Below are 14,194 nucleotides of genomic sequence, written 5' to 3'. Positions count from 1 at the left end.
ACTACTCCGTGGGCTTGACGTGAGGGTCATGAATCTCCTCGGGATGGAAGATCAGGCGATAGGTCCGGATGGCGATCAGGAGCACCGCCGAGACGTCGCCGATCCAGGCGATGGCGAAGAACGGCCAGGTCGGCATGTGCAGGTCGAAGGTGAGGACGTTGTCCTCATAGGTGCCGCGGACCTTGTCGAACAGGGTCCAGGTCTGCACGGTGACGACGAACAGCAGGACCAGGGTGGCGAAGATGTCGATCCAGCGCTGGTAGCGTGGGCCGACATTGCCCCAGATGAGATCTACGGTGATGTGGGTGCCGCGATACGATGTCGCGGCGATGCCCCAGAAGATCAGGATGCCGAGCAGCATGCGGCCGATGTCGAACGAATCCGGGATCGCGTAGTTCAGCGTATTGCGCAGCAGCACCGACAGAAAAATGTCGAGCGCGACGATGCCGACGAAGAACGCGGCGATCCACTCGATCCCGTCGATGATCCGATCCATGAAGGCGCGCTGCATGGCGTGTCCGTTCTCAAGTCAAACGTCCGACAAATTGAAGCGAGCTGCTGCGCAGCAGGCGGTGGGCTCCCTCGCCTCGCCCTAGCGAAGCGCAGCTTCGCCAGGGCGGGGAGAGGGGTGGGGTGAGGGGCGGCCGCCCGGCAACACGCTGATGGAGGTCTACAGGTTCGGCCGCGAGCACCACCCGTGCCGCTGCCCCTCACCCCCGCCCTCTCCCCGTGAAGAACGGGGAGAGGGGGCGCACCGTCTGCCGCGCAAACAGCTTAGGTCGAAGGCCTTACTGCGCCAGGGCGTTGTACTTGGCGAGCGAGGCTTTCAGCTCGGTCATCGCGGCGTCGGCGTCGACGCCGGTCTTCTTGACGCCGTCGGCCCAGGTCTTGAACAGCGGCTCGGAGGCCTTCTTCCAGGCGGCGGTCTGCTCGGGCGTGAGCTTGTAGACCTCCTGGCCGGCTTCCGCCTTGATCTTGTCGACGCCGGCGTCCTCGAACTTGCCCCAGGGCTCGCCGACCTTGCCTGCGGCCTCGGTATTGCAGTTGTCGTCGATCGCCTTCTTCTGCGCGGGCGACATCTGGTTGTACTTGTCCTTGTTCATGACGAAGACGAAGGTCGTGACGTACATCGGGGCGTCGATGTGGAATTTGGTGACCTTGTCGACGCCGAACAGCACCAGGGAGCCGGCCGGGAAGAACACACCGTCGGCGACACCGCGCTCGATGATGTCGCGCACCTCCGGCGCCGACGATTGCACATTGGTGCCGCCGAGCTGGGTGACGAAATTCGCGATGGTCGCATCCGCCGGGCGGATCTTCATGCCCTTGAGGTCCTCGGGCATCGTGACCTTCTTGGTCCGGGTGTGCAGCGAGGACGGCGTATGCACGAAGGCGAGGCAGTATTTGACGTCCTTCATCTCCTTCTCGGCATATTTGCGGTACCACGCGTCCAGGCCTTCCGAGCCGCCCTTGGCGTCGGAGACCAGGAACGGCAACTCGCCGGCGCCGATGATCGGGAAACGGCCGGGCTGATAGCCGGGGTTCACATAAGTGACATCGGCGATGCCGTCGCGCGCCATGTCGTAATGATCGAACGCCTTGCCGAGCTGCTGCGCCGGGAACACCTTGCCCTTGATGGTGCCGCCGGAGGCCTTCTCGACCGACGCGGCCCAATCCTCCAGCGCCTTCTGCAGCGGATGGCTGGCCGGGACCCAGTGCGAAATCTTCAGATCGAACGTCTTGTCCTGCGCGAGCGCGGGGGTGGTCACACCGGCAGCCAGCGCCAACGCCAGAAGCGTCTTCCTCATCGGGATCCTCTCCTTCCATCATGGGCCTTCGAGGGCCCTTTGCTTCATTGTTATAGCATATAAACATCATTGCAAGCGTGACGGCAGGCCTGCCGCCGCTGCACGCGCGAGCCGACCCTATCGCGCCAGCCAGCGCAAGTCTGACAGACGAAAGTTGCAGGCGTGTGGCCGATTCATTAACACGTTAAGCATCTCGCTTGCACCCGAAATTGCACGGCGGCATCGGCACATCGCGAAATTGCCGGGAGCATGGACCATCCCCTGCGACATCGTGCGCCATCCCTCCCGGCACGCACGCGCACCGTTTCAAACGTCAGCGCAAAACATGTTTCAAACTTTGTAGGCGGTGCAAAATCCGCGGTGCCGTCGTTGACTGCTGAGATCCTCAGCAGCGAACACAGGCGCATGAGCACCATCCCCGCCGGCTTCGAGCCTCATTTCCGCAAGAGCCGGTTCACCGATCCCTGGGAGCCGCTCTATGCGAAAAAGACCGACAAGGCCGTCATTCTCGGCCTGCGGCTCGCCACGCCGCATACCAATTCGCGCGGACTGATCCATGGCGGGCTGATCGCGTCGCTCGCCGACAATGCGATGGGCTACAGTTGCGCCCAGGCGCTGGGTTGGGAGGTGTCGCTGGTCACGATCAATCTCGCGGTCGACTACATCGGCAGCGCCGGCATCGGACAGTGGCTCAGCGTCGAGAGCGACGTGATCAAGAGTGGACGCACGGTGTGCTTCGTGCAGAGCCTGGTGCTGGCGGACGATGCCGTGATTGCGCGGGCGAATGCGACGTTTCGCGTGGTGCCGAAGAAGGCGTGACAACGTCAGCCGAAGCGCCAATTGCAGGTCTCGATGACCAGATCGATGAAGGCGCGGACCTTGGCCGAGAGCAGCCGCGAGCTTGGAAACACGATGTGGATGGGGACGGGAGGCGGCTCGTATTTGGTCAGCACCCGCTTGAGCCGGCCGGCGCGCAGGCTGTCCGCTGCCTGATAGGCCATCACCCGTGTGACACCGCCGCCTGCCTCGGCATACTGGATCGCGGCGTCCGCATTGTTGGTGACGAGCCGCGGACTCACCTCAATGCCCTGCTCACGGCCATCCTTCACGAAACGCCATTCGTCCGCTGCGCCGAACTGGATGGTCTGGTGCTTCGCCAAGGCATCGGGCGAGCGCGGCTCGCCATGCGCCTTCAAATACGCGGGCGCGCCGACGACGATTCGCCGCATGCTGCCGACCTGGCGGGCCACCAGCGAGGAATCGCCGAGATGGCCGATGCGCACGGCGCAGTCGATGCCATCCTCGACCAGATTGACCTGGCGATCCTCGAGACGCAGCTCGGCGGCGACCTCCGGATATCGGCTGAGATAAGCGGCCATCACGGGACCAACATGGAGCCGACCGAAGCCGACCGGCGCCGAGACCACCAGGCGTCCCGCCGGCTGCAGCCGCTCGCTCTCGGCGGCGAGCTCGGCCTCCTCCAGATCGGCCAGGATCCGCCTGGTCCGTTCGAGATAGCGCCGGCCGGCATCGGTGAGTGTCACCGAACGCGTCGTGCGCTGCAGCAGCCGAACACCGAGATGCTCTTCGAGCGCGGCGATCAGGCGCGTCACCGCCGAAGGCGACAGCTTCATGCGCCGCGCCGCCGGCGCGAAGCCGTTCAAATCGGCCACCGTGACGAAGGCCTGCATGGCGTCGATGCGGTCCATCCGATCATTGCAACATCTGCAATGATCCAGTGTCAAGGCGTCTGATTATTTCCAACGGGGTTTGGGACCATATTGGCGGCATGGCGGCAGTGACTGCCGCAGAAGACGAGGAGTCATTGCGATGACCCAGACAAATATCCGCGCGCCCGACGACGTCATGTTCTCACCCGCCGCGAGGGCGATCCAGGCCCGCAAGGGATCGCGCGACAGCTATGCGCATGTCGAGCAGACCCGCGGCTTCCGCCACGAGGTCGATGCCGATCTCGCCGGCCGCCTTGCCGAGGCCACGAGCTTCTATCTCGCCACCGCCTCGGCCGACGGCCAGCCCTACATCCAGCATAGGGGCGGGCCGAAGGGCTTTCTCAAGGTGCTCGACAGCCGCACGCTGGCGTTCGCCGATTTCAGCGGCAACCGGCAATACATCACGCAAGGTAATCTGTCGGAGAATCCGCACGCCTACATCTTCGTGATGGACTACGCGCACCGCCGCCGGGTGAAGATCTGGGGCACGGCCCGGGTGGTCGAGGACGACGCCGTGCTGACGGCCTCGCTGATGCCGAGGGGCTACAAGGCGGGACCCGAGCAGGTGATCCTGTTCACGATCGAGGCCTGGGACACCAACTGTCCTCAGCACATTCCGCAGAAGTTCGATGCGGCCGATGTCGCGGAGGCGCTGGCGGTGCGCGACACCAGGATCGCGGAGCTCGAGGCCGAGCTGGCGCGGTTGAAGGGCGAGCCCGCGCCGGGCGTGTAGCTCAGGCGGCTTCCGCCGCCCTGCCCCACTCGAACTCCGGAAAATACGTGGCCATCAGGCGATCGACGTAGGTCACGAGGTTGCCGAAGCTTTCGGTCCGCCGGCGCAGCTCCGAATCGAAGAATGGCGTGAGGATGCCGGCGATGACGGCGAACGCGGTCGCGTCGGTGCCGCAGGGGCGGTCGCCCATCAGATAAGGCCGCTCGCCGAGCTGCACCGACAGCGCGCGGAGCGAGCGCGCGGCGAGATCGATGTCCTCGTCCGGCGCATGACGGCCGAGGCCTGAGATCAAGTAGTTCTCGGCGACGCGGAACTGCGCGTCCTCGCGCAGCTTCTCGCGGCGGTCGGCCGGTACGCCATCGAAAAAATGCGCCGGGCCCTTGGCGAAGTTGACGGGATCGACCCAGCGCGCGCCGACCAGCGCAAAGTACAAATGGTGCTCGATCATGCGCTCGAACGCCCAGGCCTGCGCCCGCGCGCGCACATCGAGGCCGGCATCGAAGTCGAAGCCGTATTTGCGTTCGATGTGAGCGCGGATGAAGGTGGAGTCCGCAATCAGCGCGCCGCCGTCATCGATAAAGGGCAACTGCCCCTTGGGCGAGGCCGGCGGCATCGCCCGCTGCTTCCGATAGGCGAGGCCCGCCATCTTCAGCTGCACCTCCGTCTTGGTGACGAAGGGGCTGATCTCCGGCAGGCCGAAGCCCGAGCCCAAACCGAACAAGGTGATCATGACAGCACTCCCGACTTCCTGAGCAGGCGCCGGACGCTACGCACATGCTGCTGCCACCATGGTGTCAGCAGCGGCAGTAGCGTGGTGGCAAGGCCAAGGCCATAAAACATCATCATCGACATCACCCCTTCAATCCTGTTGTTGGCCCGGTATAAGGACGGGCTGCTGCCAACATCGTGTCAGCAGCGGCGGGGTGATCGCTTCCGCAGGGACACATCATGAGACGCGCCGACCGGCTGTTCCAGATCATCCAGGTGCTGAGACGCACCCGCCGCCCGCTGACGGCGGATGCGATCGCGGCCGAGCTGGAGACGTCGAAGCGCACGATCTATCGCGACATCGCCACCCTGATCGGCCAGCGCGTGCCGATCCGCGGTGAGGCCGGCATGGGCTACATCCTGGAAAAGGGCTTCGACCTGCCGCCGCTGATGCTGACGCCTGACGAGATCGAGGCGGCCGTGCTCGGCGCGCAATGGGTGTCGGTCAACGCCGACCCGGTGCTGGCGCGCGCGGCCGAGGACCTGATGGCCAAGATCGCCGACACCGTGCCGGAACGGCTGCGGCCGTTCGTGCTGGAGCCGGCCAGCCGCGCGCCGCGGCCGTGGAGCCGCGAGCCCGACCGCATCGACATGTCGCGCACGCGCTCGCAGATCCACGAGGGCCGCAAGATCAAGCTGCGCTATCGCGACGAGCAGGGCCGCGACAGCGAGAGGGTGATCTGGCCGATCGCGATCGGCTATCACGACGCGGTGCGCATCCTCGCCGCCTGGTGCGAGCTGCGCCGCGATTTCCGCAGCTTCAGGACCGACCGCGTCGTCGAAGCGGACTATCTGGACGACAAATATCCCGAGCGCCGCGAGGCGTTGCGTGCGAAATGGCGACGCAGCCTGGTCTGGGAGGTTCCCAAAGATGTCTGAGCCAATGTCGCATGCAACTGACAGCAGCCCCTGTCAAAGCTGCGGCGCATGTTGCGGCTATTCATCGAACTGGCCGCGCTTCACGATCGAGGAGGATGAGGTGCTGGATCTCATTCCGGCCGAGCTGGTCAATGAGCGGCTGTCCGGCATGCGCTGCGAGAATGACCGCTGCTGCGCGTTGGACGGCGAGATCGGGCGCGCCGTCGCCTGCCGGATCTATGCGGTTCGCCCCGAAGTGTGCCGGATCTGCATGCCCGGTGACGATGAGTGCGCGATAGCCCGGCGCAAGTTCGGCTTGCCGCCGCTGCCGTGAGCAGGACCGAGCTCAGGCCGTCACGGGCGCGAGGTCGTCGTCGAGATCGTCATCCAGCGGCGCCACCGCCGACAGCGGCTTGGTCGACAGCGAGATCGGCTTCTTGCTGGACAGCGGGCTGACCCGTCCGCTCTTGCTGCCGCGGGACTGCGCGTAGAGCGCGGTGCCGACGCGGCCGCCGAACTGCGTCAGATCATGCTCGGTGCAGGTCGAGGCGATCGCCAGCGCAAGTGAATGCAGATGGGTGCGCCGGTAGCAGAACAGCGCCAGCATCGCCCGGACATCGGCGGAGACGCTCTCGACCAGTGCAGGCAATCCGTTTTCATCGGCGCGGTACAGCGCACCGAGAAGTTCCTCGCCGACCGGGCAGGCATCGCTGTCGAAGGCACTACGGCTTGGAAGCATCGGCTGATCCTCTTGTATGAAGGATGCAACGCGAATCGCTAACGCGGGGTTAACCATGTTGAAGAGCGGGCACAACGGTGACCGGCAGCTACGCCTCGGTTCCCTGCACGGCTCTCAGCCGTTCGCCGCCATGAAGATCGAGAGTCCGAAGCCGGTCAGGTGATGCAGCGCCTGGTCGACGCCGATCAGGGTCCAGAACCAGGGATGCTCGATGGTCATGCCGAAACGCGACGAGCAGATGCCCTTGATGCGATCGATGGTGATGTGGATGACGAAGTCGATCGCGGCGACGAACCAGAATTTCGGCGCGACGATCAGGATCAGCACCAGGGCCACCGCAAAATGAATCAGGCAATGCACCAGCAGCGGCAGCGCCCAGCCCTTCCGCTGGTCCTTGCCATAGGCCATCCAGGCGTTCTGCAGCACGAAGTCGCCAATGATGTGCTTGAAGGTGAGCAGCAGCATCCAGCCGACCAGCGCACCAACCGCAACCTGCGACGACAAAGCGGGAAAAGACAAAGCTGACGCTCTCGCTACGACTAACCCTTGGACGCACCGGGAACTGGAGGCGTTCAGCGCAATCTGATGAGAATACCCGGCCAATTCGACGCGTATGCGACGCTTATGACATCTCTGCTGCCGAATTGCACGCAAAAGGGAACCTCAAAGCGCACTCTGCTACCCTTCCCACACTTTCCGCGAGAGGTAAGGTTACCTGCCGAGCTGCCATTTGCTGCGTTCAGCTGCGAACTCACTCCGCCGCGTTGCTGCTCGGCGCCGGCTGTGCCCGTGCGCGGATCTGCGCAATCGTTCGCTTCAATGCCCCCTGCCCGGGTTCCGCCAGCGCCACGGCGCGGGCCTCTGCGATCGCGGCGGCGAGATCGGAGATCGGCAGCACGCCGTCGAAGGTCGGCTTGGCCAGGCCATCGATGATGGCATGCCAATCCGCGAGCCCCTGACGGTAGGCGTCGCCCTGTCCCTGGATCATCGTCGCCGTCTCGATCACGGCGCGCGCCGCCGCAGGCTGCTTGTCGAGGGCGCGCGCGATCATGTGCAGCCAGCGCTCGGCCCAGGCCCGCTCCTCGGCATAACGAACCGACTGCAGCCGCCAGCGCCGCAGCCCCGCCATCAGCTTGAGGCGCCGCACCGCAAAGCGCGACCGGACCGAAAAACGGACCTTGATCCGGCGGCGACCGAGCCAACCGATCTGCTCGAAGCCCGTCGACATGGAATCGGCAACCGCCTGCGGCAAGACCCCGAGCATTTCGTCGAGCCGAAACCGCCTGACGTCGTCGGTGTCCCGTCCGCCCGGCCGGCGCCCCGTCTCGAGGCTCATCAATCGCAGCTGCGCGATCCGGATCAGGTCCTCATAGGCCATGCGCGCCGCCAGGTGCTGCGCGATCTCGCCCAGCATGGCGGCATCGACGTCCGATCTGCGCACGAACCGCTTGATGCGATCGACATAAAGCTGCGCGTAGCTCGCGCCCTGATAGTCCATCAGGAGATGGATACCCTCACTCACGGCCGGCGCTGCCGCGTCCGGCAGGCCTTCGGGTAGAAAAGGCGGCTCGCCCTCGGCCTCGCCGATGAAGTCGGCGAGCAGATATCGCAGCGAGGAGCGGACGCTTTCCACTGGGCTCAAGGCTCCCGGTCAGGCTGATTTGGCGACGGGCGCGGCGGCAGTCTGCTGCGCCAGCCGCCGCTCGAGCGTCTCGATATTCTGGAACAGCCGGGCGCTGGCCAGCCGCAGGAAGTAGAACGCGAAGGCGGGATTCTGGACGTAGAGCTGCTCGACCTGGTCGTAGGACACCGACAGGATCAGCCCGCCCTCCACGCATTCCAGCGTCTGCGTTCGCGTATTGGACGGCGAGATCATGCCGAATTCGCCGACGATGGCGCCGACCGGCAGCTCGATGCCTGATTCGACCAGGCGGAAGCGGCCGCTGACGATGTAGTACATGCTGTCGGCCTTCTCGTCCTTGTAGAACAGCACCTCGCCGGCACCGCATTTGCGCTCGGTCATGAACGGCTTCAGCCATTCCATCGAGAGATCGCTGTTGACCGACTGCTTCACGTCGCGGACCAGCTGCAGCATCTGGTGCAGGCGGTAGCTGTTGAGCGGCAGCAGCACGCCGTGCAGGATGAGAACGGGGTAATTGTGCATCGGGATCGCGGTCGCGATCAGCACGATGTTGGTGAGGATGGCGAACACCCGCAGCGGAATCATCGTCCGCATCGACAACGTGGCGACCACGAAGATCGATGCGAAGAGGCTGCCGGCGGCGCCTGCATGTTCGACCAGGTGTGAGGTATCCATCGGGATCAACCAGACTTTGGGGATGCGAGGTAAAGCGGACGCCGAGGTCCGAGCCTCGCATCGGCTAGTTTCTTGCATCGGCTAGTTTAGCGTGTCTACGCCGCCTTCTGCTATACGGCCAACAGACGACGTTTGAACCGGTATTCGAGCCGCGACCTGAAAATTCCCAGATCGAGCCGCCCCCCATGCGCGCCCGTTCGCGGGCTTTCGCCGCCGCGCCCGCGGCATCGTTGACGCGTGTTCCCCGCTCGGGGCAGTTTGGCGCCGCCGCACTCCCAGCGGCTTGGAAACAGTGACGGGCTCCCGCCTCCGATGATCAAACCGCAGCCCATGCCCGCCCTGGCCGCATTCATCGAGGCGACGGCCGGACGAAACATGACCCCGGCCGCCAATATGGCCGTGCTGCTCGGCATGAGCGGCGTCGTGTTGTCGACGGTCGATCCGGTCTTTGCGGCCGGAGGCGTTTGGATCCTCGCCCTGTTATGGGCCTGCCTTGGCTTCTTCGTCGTCGAATGGACCATTCGGGTTCAGCGGGCGGCCCGAATGCGCCGGCTTGCCGGCTACCTCATCTTGGGCGGCGGCCTGCTCGACACGGTCTGCGCCCTGGCCGTCCCGGTCGCACTGCTCACCGGAGTCCCGGCGCGGACGGCCTGGCTGTGGGGAGCTGCGTGGGTGCTCAAGGTCATTCCGGGTATCCCAGGCCTCCGCCGGCTGCGCCGGGTGATGGTGGTCGAAGCGCGGCCGTTGCTGTCGGTGCTGGTGCTGTTCCTCCTGGTGTTGTTTCTCGGCTCGGTCGCCGAATATGCGCTCGAGCATGATGCGCAGCCGGCCACCTTCGGCACCATTCCCTCGGCGATGTGGTGGGCCGTAGTCACCCTCACCACCACCGGCTACGGCGACGTCGTGCCGATCACGCCGCTGGGGCGGCTGGTGGCCGCCATGGTGATGATCTCGGGACTCGGCGTGTTCGGCCTGTGGACCGGTATCCTGGCCACCAGCTTCGCCGCCGAGACCCGCCGCGAGAACTTCCTGAAGACATGGGAATTGGTCGGACGGGTGCCGTTCTTCGCCACCCTCGGACCGGCGACGATCGCCGACGTCACCGAGACGCTTCGCGCCATCGACCTGCCGCCCCGCATCACCATCATCCGCAAGGGAACGCCGGGCGACTGCATGTATTTCATCGCCGCCGGCGAGGTCGAGGTCGAGCTGCCCGGGAAGAAGGTCCGGCTCGGCGAAGGCGCGTTCTTCGGCGAGATGGCGCTGCTCGGCAACAGCCTGCGCTCGGCCAACATCACCACGACCACGCTGTCCAAGCTGCTGGTGCTCGACCTCGTCGATTTTCGCGTGCTGATGGCACGACACCCCGACCTGGTGCAGAGCATCGATGCCGAAGCGCAGCGCCGCGCCTTGGAGAACGAGAACAGGACATGACAAACCGGATCACCCCCGCCGACGACGCGCCGACCCCGCCGCTTCTCAGCATCGAGGGCTCGCGCGCCACCATCCGGCTCAACCGTCCGCGCCATCTCAACCGGCTGCAGCCGGAAGATCTGGGCACACTGATTGGCTTGTTCGATCGCGTCGAGGCCGACGCCAGTTTGCGTGTGCTGATCCTGACCGGAACAGGCCGAGCCTTCAGCGCCGGCTATGATCTCGGCTCGATCGGCGGGGCAGAGACGAGCCCGGCCGGCGGCGCGGGGCCGTCGTTCGAAGCGGTCGCGGACCGGCTCGAAGACCTGGCCCTGCCGACGATCTGCCGGATCAATGGCGGGGTCTATGGCGGCTCGACCGACCTCGCGCTGGCGTGCGATTTCCGCATCGGCGTCGACACGGCCGAGATGTTCATGCCCGCCGCGCGCCTCGGCCTCCATTACTACCCCAGCGGCATCAAGCGGTATGTCTCCCGGCTCGGCGTCGACAACGCCAAGCGCCTGTTCCTCACCGCAGAGAAGATCGGCGCGGCCGAGATGCTGCGCATCGGCTATCTGACCAGCATGGTCGCGGCCGACTCGCTCGATGCCGAGGTGGACCGATTAGCAACGCAGCTCGCGGGCAATGCCCCCGCCGCCATGCGCGGCATGAAGCGCGCGATCAACGAGTTTGCCCACGGCGCGCTCGATGATGCGGCAGCTCGCCGCAGACATCAGGACAGCTTGAGCGGCGACGAGATCCGCGAAGGCATGAGATCGTTTGCAGAAAAGCGAGCCCCGCGGTTTTGAGCGCAATGAGTGGTTTTTTCAGCGTTATTTTGCATACATCCCGCTGTATGCAGCCGGTGTTCCGACACACGTTGAACGAACTATCGACTTAAACCTCCAATTTGCGGTTGACAGCCTTTTGTCCGTAGCTAGCTTGGCTTTGGGCGGAGACTTTCACATGCAAGTGATAGACGCGTATTGGGGACGCCGGGCTCTGGACTACGTCGACGCGATCGAAGCGTCGGAGACCAGCGCCAGCGTGCTCTCCCAATTCGAGAAGATGATCGGTGATCTGGGCTTCCATGCCTACATCATGGCCGGCGTACCGGCGGCGGGCCAATCGCTGCAGCAGACCATCCTGGCCAATGGCTGGCCTCGGGAGTGGTTCGACATGTATGCGCGGGAGCAGTTTCACCGCTACGATCCAATTCCGCGGCATTGCCTGTCGACTTTGAATCCATTCGCCTGGTCGGAGGTGCCCTATGATCGGAACGAGGAGCCGGGTGCTCATCGGGTGATGACGCGGGCGCGCGATTTCCGATTGCGCGAAGGCTTCTGCGTGCCAATCCATTACGACGATGCGGTCGGCGCCGTCAGCCTGGCCGGCGAAGAGCCCAATCTCGCGCCCGATGCCCGCGGTGCGCTGCATCTCATCAGCATCTTCACCCATTCGAGGCTGCGCGCCTTGGCGCGCGCGGCGGCGGGCGGCCAGGGTCGACGCCTGTCGCGGATGGAGGCCGAGGTGTTGTGCTGGGCCGCGCGCGGCAAGACCGCCTGGGAGACCGCGCGCATCCTGGGCGTCTCCGAACGCAACGTGCGTTGGCACCTCGAAGAGGCCCAACGCAAGCTCGCCACCAAGAACAAGACTGCGACGGTTGCGACGGCTCTTGTCAACGGCGAGATCTCGATCTGATCTGGCTTTTTTGCCACTGGATCAAGTCGAGCACATCAGCAATCTGCAAACCCCAAGTTGCTTCAGACGACCGGGGGTTTCGATGCCTGAGATTCATGTCGTTCGAAAAGATAATCGCGCGCTCTACGAGAAATATTTCGATCCTTATTACCGGCTGCGTCACGATATCTACGTCAAGCAGCGCAAGTGGATGGACCTCGACCGCCCGGACGGGCGCGAGATCGACCAGTTCGATACAGAGGATGCGGTCTACCTGTTCTGCATCGATAACGGCCAATTGATCGGCGCGATGCGCGCGGTGCCCACGCTGCTGCCGACGCTGATGAGCGAGATCTTTCCCTACCTCAATCTGCGCGGGCCGATTCAGCGGCCGGACGTCTACGAGCTGTCACGCATCTTCGTAATCCCCGAGCGCCGCGGCGAGCACGCGGGTCCGCGCGTCGACCTGCTGCTGCTGACCGCCATCATGGAGTACGGCATCTCGATCGGACTGACCGGCTTCTCGATCGTGCTCGAAACCTGGTGGCTGCCGCGGTTTGAAAAATGCGGCTGGAAGGCGCGGCCGCTGGGGGTCCCGCATATGATGGACGGAATGGCGGTGATGGCGGTCCTGGTCGATTGTGACGAGACGACGTGGAAGTCGCTTTGCGCTCAGATCGGCCTGACGCGCCCGACGCTGACCTGGCAGGGACTCGAAGAGGTCAGCCGCCAGGCCCTGCCGGATATCTTTCTTCATCTTCCACCAGCCGTTCAGCCAGCGCAATGAGCTGCTCCCGGTGCCGCGTCAGCCTCAGCCTGTGGAACGCCTTCAGGAGGCGGTGACCAAGGAGCGTCGCCTCATCCACCTCGAGGGCGTAGAGGTTGGACGGCGTGTTCATGGAATCCATCGCTGACACTTCGGGTTTTGAACCGTGACTGAACCTTCAATCGAGAAGATCATCGAGCGTCTGCAATTCTGCATCGTCGACGCTCGGGCAATGCAACTCAAAATGTTAGAGAGGATTTTGTCAATATCATTGCTCGAAGCCCACGAGCTCAAGGAAAAGTGCACGCCCAAATCGCCCAATGGCAGCCACTAGTGACGGAGATGGCAGACGTCCCGCACGTGGTTACGCCTGGACATTCGCTGCAACCCCGGCAGCAGATCCAAGGCCTTGATTTCCAGAGCAGCTTTGATGTCGAGGTTGCACTGAGGCGCGCCGCCACCGCTTCCGGCGGCGCCTGATCCCACGTCAAGCCGGCGTCACAGGCGGGTCGGCCGCGGCAACATCGATCAACAATCTGGAACTCAAAGTTCCGTTATCTGAATTTCGATCGCCTGAGGCTTCCCCACCTACTCGTCCACGAAGCGGACGGTGTCGGCGATGGCGGCGCGAGTGGTGCGATAGGAATTGGCCTTGTGGCCGAGATCAGCATAGCCGAACGAGATGCCGCAGACGACCTTGCGGTCGTCACCGAGGCCGAAATGCTGCCGCACCACATCGGCGTGAAAGGCCAGCGCGGCCTGCGGTACGGTAGCGACACCCAGCGCCTGCGCCGCCAGCATGAAGCTCGTGACATAGCCGCCGCAGTCGATCGCGCCGTAAGTGCCGAGCGCCTCGTCGCTGTGGATGATGGCCACATGCGGCGCGCCGAACAGGTTGTAGTTCTCCAGCGCCTGCCGGGCGTAGCCGGCCTTGTCGCCACGTTCGATCCCAAGCGCGTTGTAGAGCTGGAAGCCGCTCTCGCGCCGACGGTCGAGATAGACGCCCTTGTATTCACGCGGAAACGGAAAATCGCCGGAGGCCGGCTTGCCGCTCGACGCCGCAGCATACATAACTTTGCGGAAGGCTTCGGTCGCCGCACCCGAGGTGATCTCGACGCGCCACGGCTGGCTGTTGCACCAGGACGCGGTCTTCTGCGCAGCTATCAGGATACGCTCGATGGTCGCACGCGGCACGGGATCAGCGCGAAAGCTGCGGCAGGAGAAGCGCGCCGCCATCAGGTTTTCGAGGACGGTGATGGGGTCGCTCTGGGCAGAGCCCGATGCTGTGGTCATGAGATCACTTTCAATTCGTAGCAAGTGCGTCCCCTCATGGTGAGGAGGCGCGCAGCGCCGTCTCGAACCATGAGGCCCCATCACGGGCC

Annotated in this window: 17 protein-coding genes; 8 read left to right on the top strand and 9 right to left on the bottom strand. The window is 64.4% G+C overall.

The features are described 5' to 3' along the window. Position 1: 1 nt before the first annotated feature. Both BRAD285_RS02080 and BRAD285_RS02075 read right to left on the bottom strand, forming a co-directional pair. Positions 2-511, bottom strand: a complete 510-nt coding sequence (locus BRAD285_RS02080) for a TRAP transporter small permease (RefSeq protein WP_006611344.1) — start codon at positions 509-511, stop codon at positions 2-4. 277 nt (positions 512-788) lie between these two features. Next, on the bottom strand, positions 789-1,808 hold the full coding sequence (locus tag BRAD285_RS02075; protein WP_006611343.1) for a TRAP transporter substrate-binding protein: 1,020 nt from the start codon (positions 1,806-1,808) through the stop codon (positions 789-791). Between the two features lie 405 nt (positions 1,809-2,213). Here BRAD285_RS02075 and BRAD285_RS02070 point away from each other — a divergent pair, with 405 nt between their 5' ends. Continuing rightward, complete coding sequence (locus BRAD285_RS02070) at positions 2,214-2,627, top strand: PaaI family thioesterase (RefSeq protein WP_006611342.1); 414 nt, start codon at positions 2,214-2,216, stop codon at positions 2,625-2,627. A gap of 5 nt (positions 2,628-2,632) precedes the next feature. Here BRAD285_RS02070 and BRAD285_RS02065 read toward each other — a convergent pair whose 3' ends face one another. Beyond that, a complete protein-coding gene (locus tag BRAD285_RS02065) occupies positions 2,633-3,517 on the bottom strand; it encodes a LysR family transcriptional regulator (protein ID WP_006611341.1) in 885 nt (294 codons plus the stop codon). 121 nt (positions 3,518-3,638) lie between these two features. On the opposite strand from BRAD285_RS02065, the gene BRAD285_RS02060 reads away from it, so the two are divergent. Next, positions 3,639-4,271 carry a pyridoxamine 5'-phosphate oxidase family protein gene (locus BRAD285_RS02060; RefSeq protein WP_006611340.1) on the top strand — a complete coding sequence of 211 codons (633 nt, stop codon included), beginning with the start codon at positions 3,639-3,641 and terminating at the stop codon, positions 4,269-4,271. Between the two features lies 1 nt (position 4,272). Here the strand turns inward: BRAD285_RS02060 and BRAD285_RS02055 are convergent, their stop codons facing one another. Then, a complete protein-coding gene (locus BRAD285_RS02055; RefSeq protein WP_006611339.1) occupies positions 4,273-5,001 on the bottom strand; it encodes a glutathione S-transferase family protein in 729 nt (242 codons plus the stop codon). 218 nt (positions 5,002-5,219) lie between these two features. Between BRAD285_RS02055 and BRAD285_RS02050 the strand changes: the two genes are divergently transcribed. Together BRAD285_RS02050 and BRAD285_RS02045 are read left to right on the top strand one after the other, a co-directional pair. Beyond that, entirely contained in the window at positions 5,220-5,918 is a 699-nt protein-coding gene (locus tag BRAD285_RS02050) for a YafY family protein (protein WP_006611338.1), read from the top strand. Further along, positions 5,911-6,231: a YkgJ family cysteine cluster protein gene (locus BRAD285_RS02045; protein ID WP_006611337.1), complete on the top strand. Its 321-nt coding sequence runs from the start codon at positions 5,911-5,913 to the stop codon at positions 6,229-6,231. Before BRAD285_RS02050 ends, BRAD285_RS02045 begins: the two co-directional genes overlap by 8 nt. A gap of 12 nt (positions 6,232-6,243) precedes the next feature. Here the strand turns inward: BRAD285_RS02045 and BRAD285_RS02040 are convergent, their stop codons facing one another. From BRAD285_RS02040 to BRAD285_RS02025, 4 genes are all read right to left on the bottom strand, one after another. Beyond that, positions 6,244-6,636: a hypothetical protein gene (locus BRAD285_RS02040; protein ID WP_006611336.1), complete on the bottom strand. Its 393-nt coding sequence runs from the start codon at positions 6,634-6,636 to the stop codon at positions 6,244-6,246. 114 nt (positions 6,637-6,750) lie between these two features. Further along, positions 6,751-7,101, bottom strand: a complete 351-nt coding sequence (locus BRAD285_RS02035) for a DUF3307 domain-containing protein (protein WP_006611335.1) — start codon at positions 7,099-7,101, stop codon at positions 6,751-6,753. 286 nt (positions 7,102-7,387) lie between these two features. Beyond that, positions 7,388-8,269, bottom strand: a complete 882-nt coding sequence (locus BRAD285_RS02030) for a DUF6537 domain-containing protein (RefSeq protein WP_006611334.1) — start codon at positions 8,267-8,269, stop codon at positions 7,388-7,390. Between the two features lie 18 nt (positions 8,270-8,287). After that, the gene (locus BRAD285_RS02025; RefSeq protein WP_006611333.1) at positions 8,288-8,953 is read right to left on the bottom strand and encodes a Crp/Fnr family transcriptional regulator; all 666 of its coding nucleotides are present in this window, start codon (positions 8,951-8,953) and stop codon (positions 8,288-8,290) included. 312 nt (positions 8,954-9,265) lie between these two features. On the opposite strand from BRAD285_RS02025, the gene BRAD285_RS02020 reads away from it, so the two are divergent. From BRAD285_RS02020 to BRAD285_RS02005, 4 genes are all read left to right on the top strand, one after another. Next, positions 9,266-10,387, top strand: coding sequence for a cyclic nucleotide-gated ion channel (locus BRAD285_RS02020; RefSeq protein ID WP_006611332.1), 1,122 nt, complete (start codon positions 9,266-9,268; stop codon positions 10,385-10,387). Then, positions 10,384-11,175, top strand: coding sequence for an enoyl-CoA hydratase/isomerase family protein (locus BRAD285_RS02015; RefSeq protein WP_006611331.1), 792 nt, complete (start codon positions 10,384-10,386; stop codon positions 11,173-11,175). The genes BRAD285_RS02020 and BRAD285_RS02015 overlap by 4 nt, the downstream gene beginning before the upstream one ends. 157 nt (positions 11,176-11,332) lie before the next feature. Then, positions 11,333-12,067 (top strand): LuxR family transcriptional regulator, encoded by a 735-nt coding sequence (locus BRAD285_RS02010; protein WP_006611330.1) that lies wholly within the window; start codon positions 11,333-11,335, stop codon positions 12,065-12,067. Between the two features lie 82 nt (positions 12,068-12,149). Next, positions 12,150-12,833 (top strand): acyl-homoserine-lactone synthase, encoded by a 684-nt coding sequence (locus tag BRAD285_RS02005; RefSeq protein ID WP_006611329.1) that lies wholly within the window; start codon positions 12,150-12,152, stop codon positions 12,831-12,833. Positions 12,834-13,400: 567 nt separating this feature from the next. Here the strand turns inward: BRAD285_RS02005 and BRAD285_RS01995 are convergent. Next, positions 13,401-14,048, bottom strand: a complete 648-nt coding sequence (locus tag BRAD285_RS01995; RefSeq protein WP_006611327.1) for a nitroreductase — start codon at positions 14,046-14,048, stop codon at positions 13,401-13,403. Positions 14,049-14,194: the final 146 nt, after the last annotated feature.

This window comes from Bradyrhizobium sp. ORS 285 (assembly GCF_900176205.1).
Lineage (GTDB): Bacteria > Pseudomonadota > Alphaproteobacteria > Rhizobiales > Xanthobacteraceae > Bradyrhizobium.
Note: the sequence above shows the minus strand (reverse complement) of the source record. Positions and strands in the feature narration are given on the sequence as shown.

Bases quoted from the DNA above. Each gene is read 5' to 3' on its own strand.
- BRAD285_RS02080 (WP_006611344.1), bottom strand. From the start codon at position 511: ATGCAGCGCGCCTTCATGGATCGGATCATCGACGGGATCGAGTGGATC.
- BRAD285_RS02075 (WP_006611343.1), bottom strand. From the start codon at position 1,808: ATGAGGAAGACGCTTCTGGCGTTGGCGCTGGCTGCCGGTGTGACCACC.
- BRAD285_RS02070 (WP_006611342.1), top strand. From the start codon at position 2,214: ATGAGCACCATCCCCGCCGGCTTCGAGCCTCATTTCCGCAAGAGCCGG.
- BRAD285_RS02065 (WP_006611341.1), bottom strand. From the start codon at position 3,517: ATGGACCGCATCGACGCCATGCAGGCCTTCGTCACGGTGGCCGATTTG.
- BRAD285_RS02060 (WP_006611340.1), top strand. From the start codon at position 3,639: ATGACCCAGACAAATATCCGCGCGCCCGACGACGTCATGTTCTCACCC.
- BRAD285_RS02055 (WP_006611339.1), bottom strand. From the start codon at position 5,001: ATGATCACCTTGTTCGGTTTGGGCTCGGGCTTCGGCCTGCCGGAGATC.
- BRAD285_RS02050 (WP_006611338.1), top strand. From the start codon at position 5,220: ATGAGACGCGCCGACCGGCTGTTCCAGATCATCCAGGTGCTGAGACGC.
- BRAD285_RS02045 (WP_006611337.1), top strand. From the start codon at position 5,911: ATGTCTGAGCCAATGTCGCATGCAACTGACAGCAGCCCCTGTCAAAGC.
- BRAD285_RS02040 (WP_006611336.1), bottom strand. From the start codon at position 6,636: ATGCTTCCAAGCCGTAGTGCCTTCGACAGCGATGCCTGCCCGGTCGGC.
- BRAD285_RS02035 (WP_006611335.1), bottom strand. From the start codon at position 7,101: ATGCTGCTGCTCACCTTCAAGCACATCATTGGCGACTTCGTGCTGCAG.
- BRAD285_RS02025 (WP_006611333.1), bottom strand. From the start codon at position 8,953: ATGGATACCTCACACCTGGTCGAACATGCAGGCGCCGCCGGCAGCCTC.
- BRAD285_RS02020 (WP_006611332.1), top strand. From the start codon at position 9,266: ATGATCAAACCGCAGCCCATGCCCGCCCTGGCCGCATTCATCGAGGCG.
- BRAD285_RS02015 (WP_006611331.1), top strand. From the start codon at position 10,384: ATGACAAACCGGATCACCCCCGCCGACGACGCGCCGACCCCGCCGCTT.
- BRAD285_RS02010 (WP_006611330.1), top strand. From the start codon at position 11,333: ATGCAAGTGATAGACGCGTATTGGGGACGCCGGGCTCTGGACTACGTC.
- BRAD285_RS02005 (WP_006611329.1), top strand. From the start codon at position 12,150: ATGCCTGAGATTCATGTCGTTCGAAAAGATAATCGCGCGCTCTACGAG.
- BRAD285_RS01995 (WP_006611327.1), bottom strand. From the start codon at position 14,048: ATGGCGGCGCGCTTCTCCTGCCGCAGCTTTCGCGCTGATCCCGTGCCG.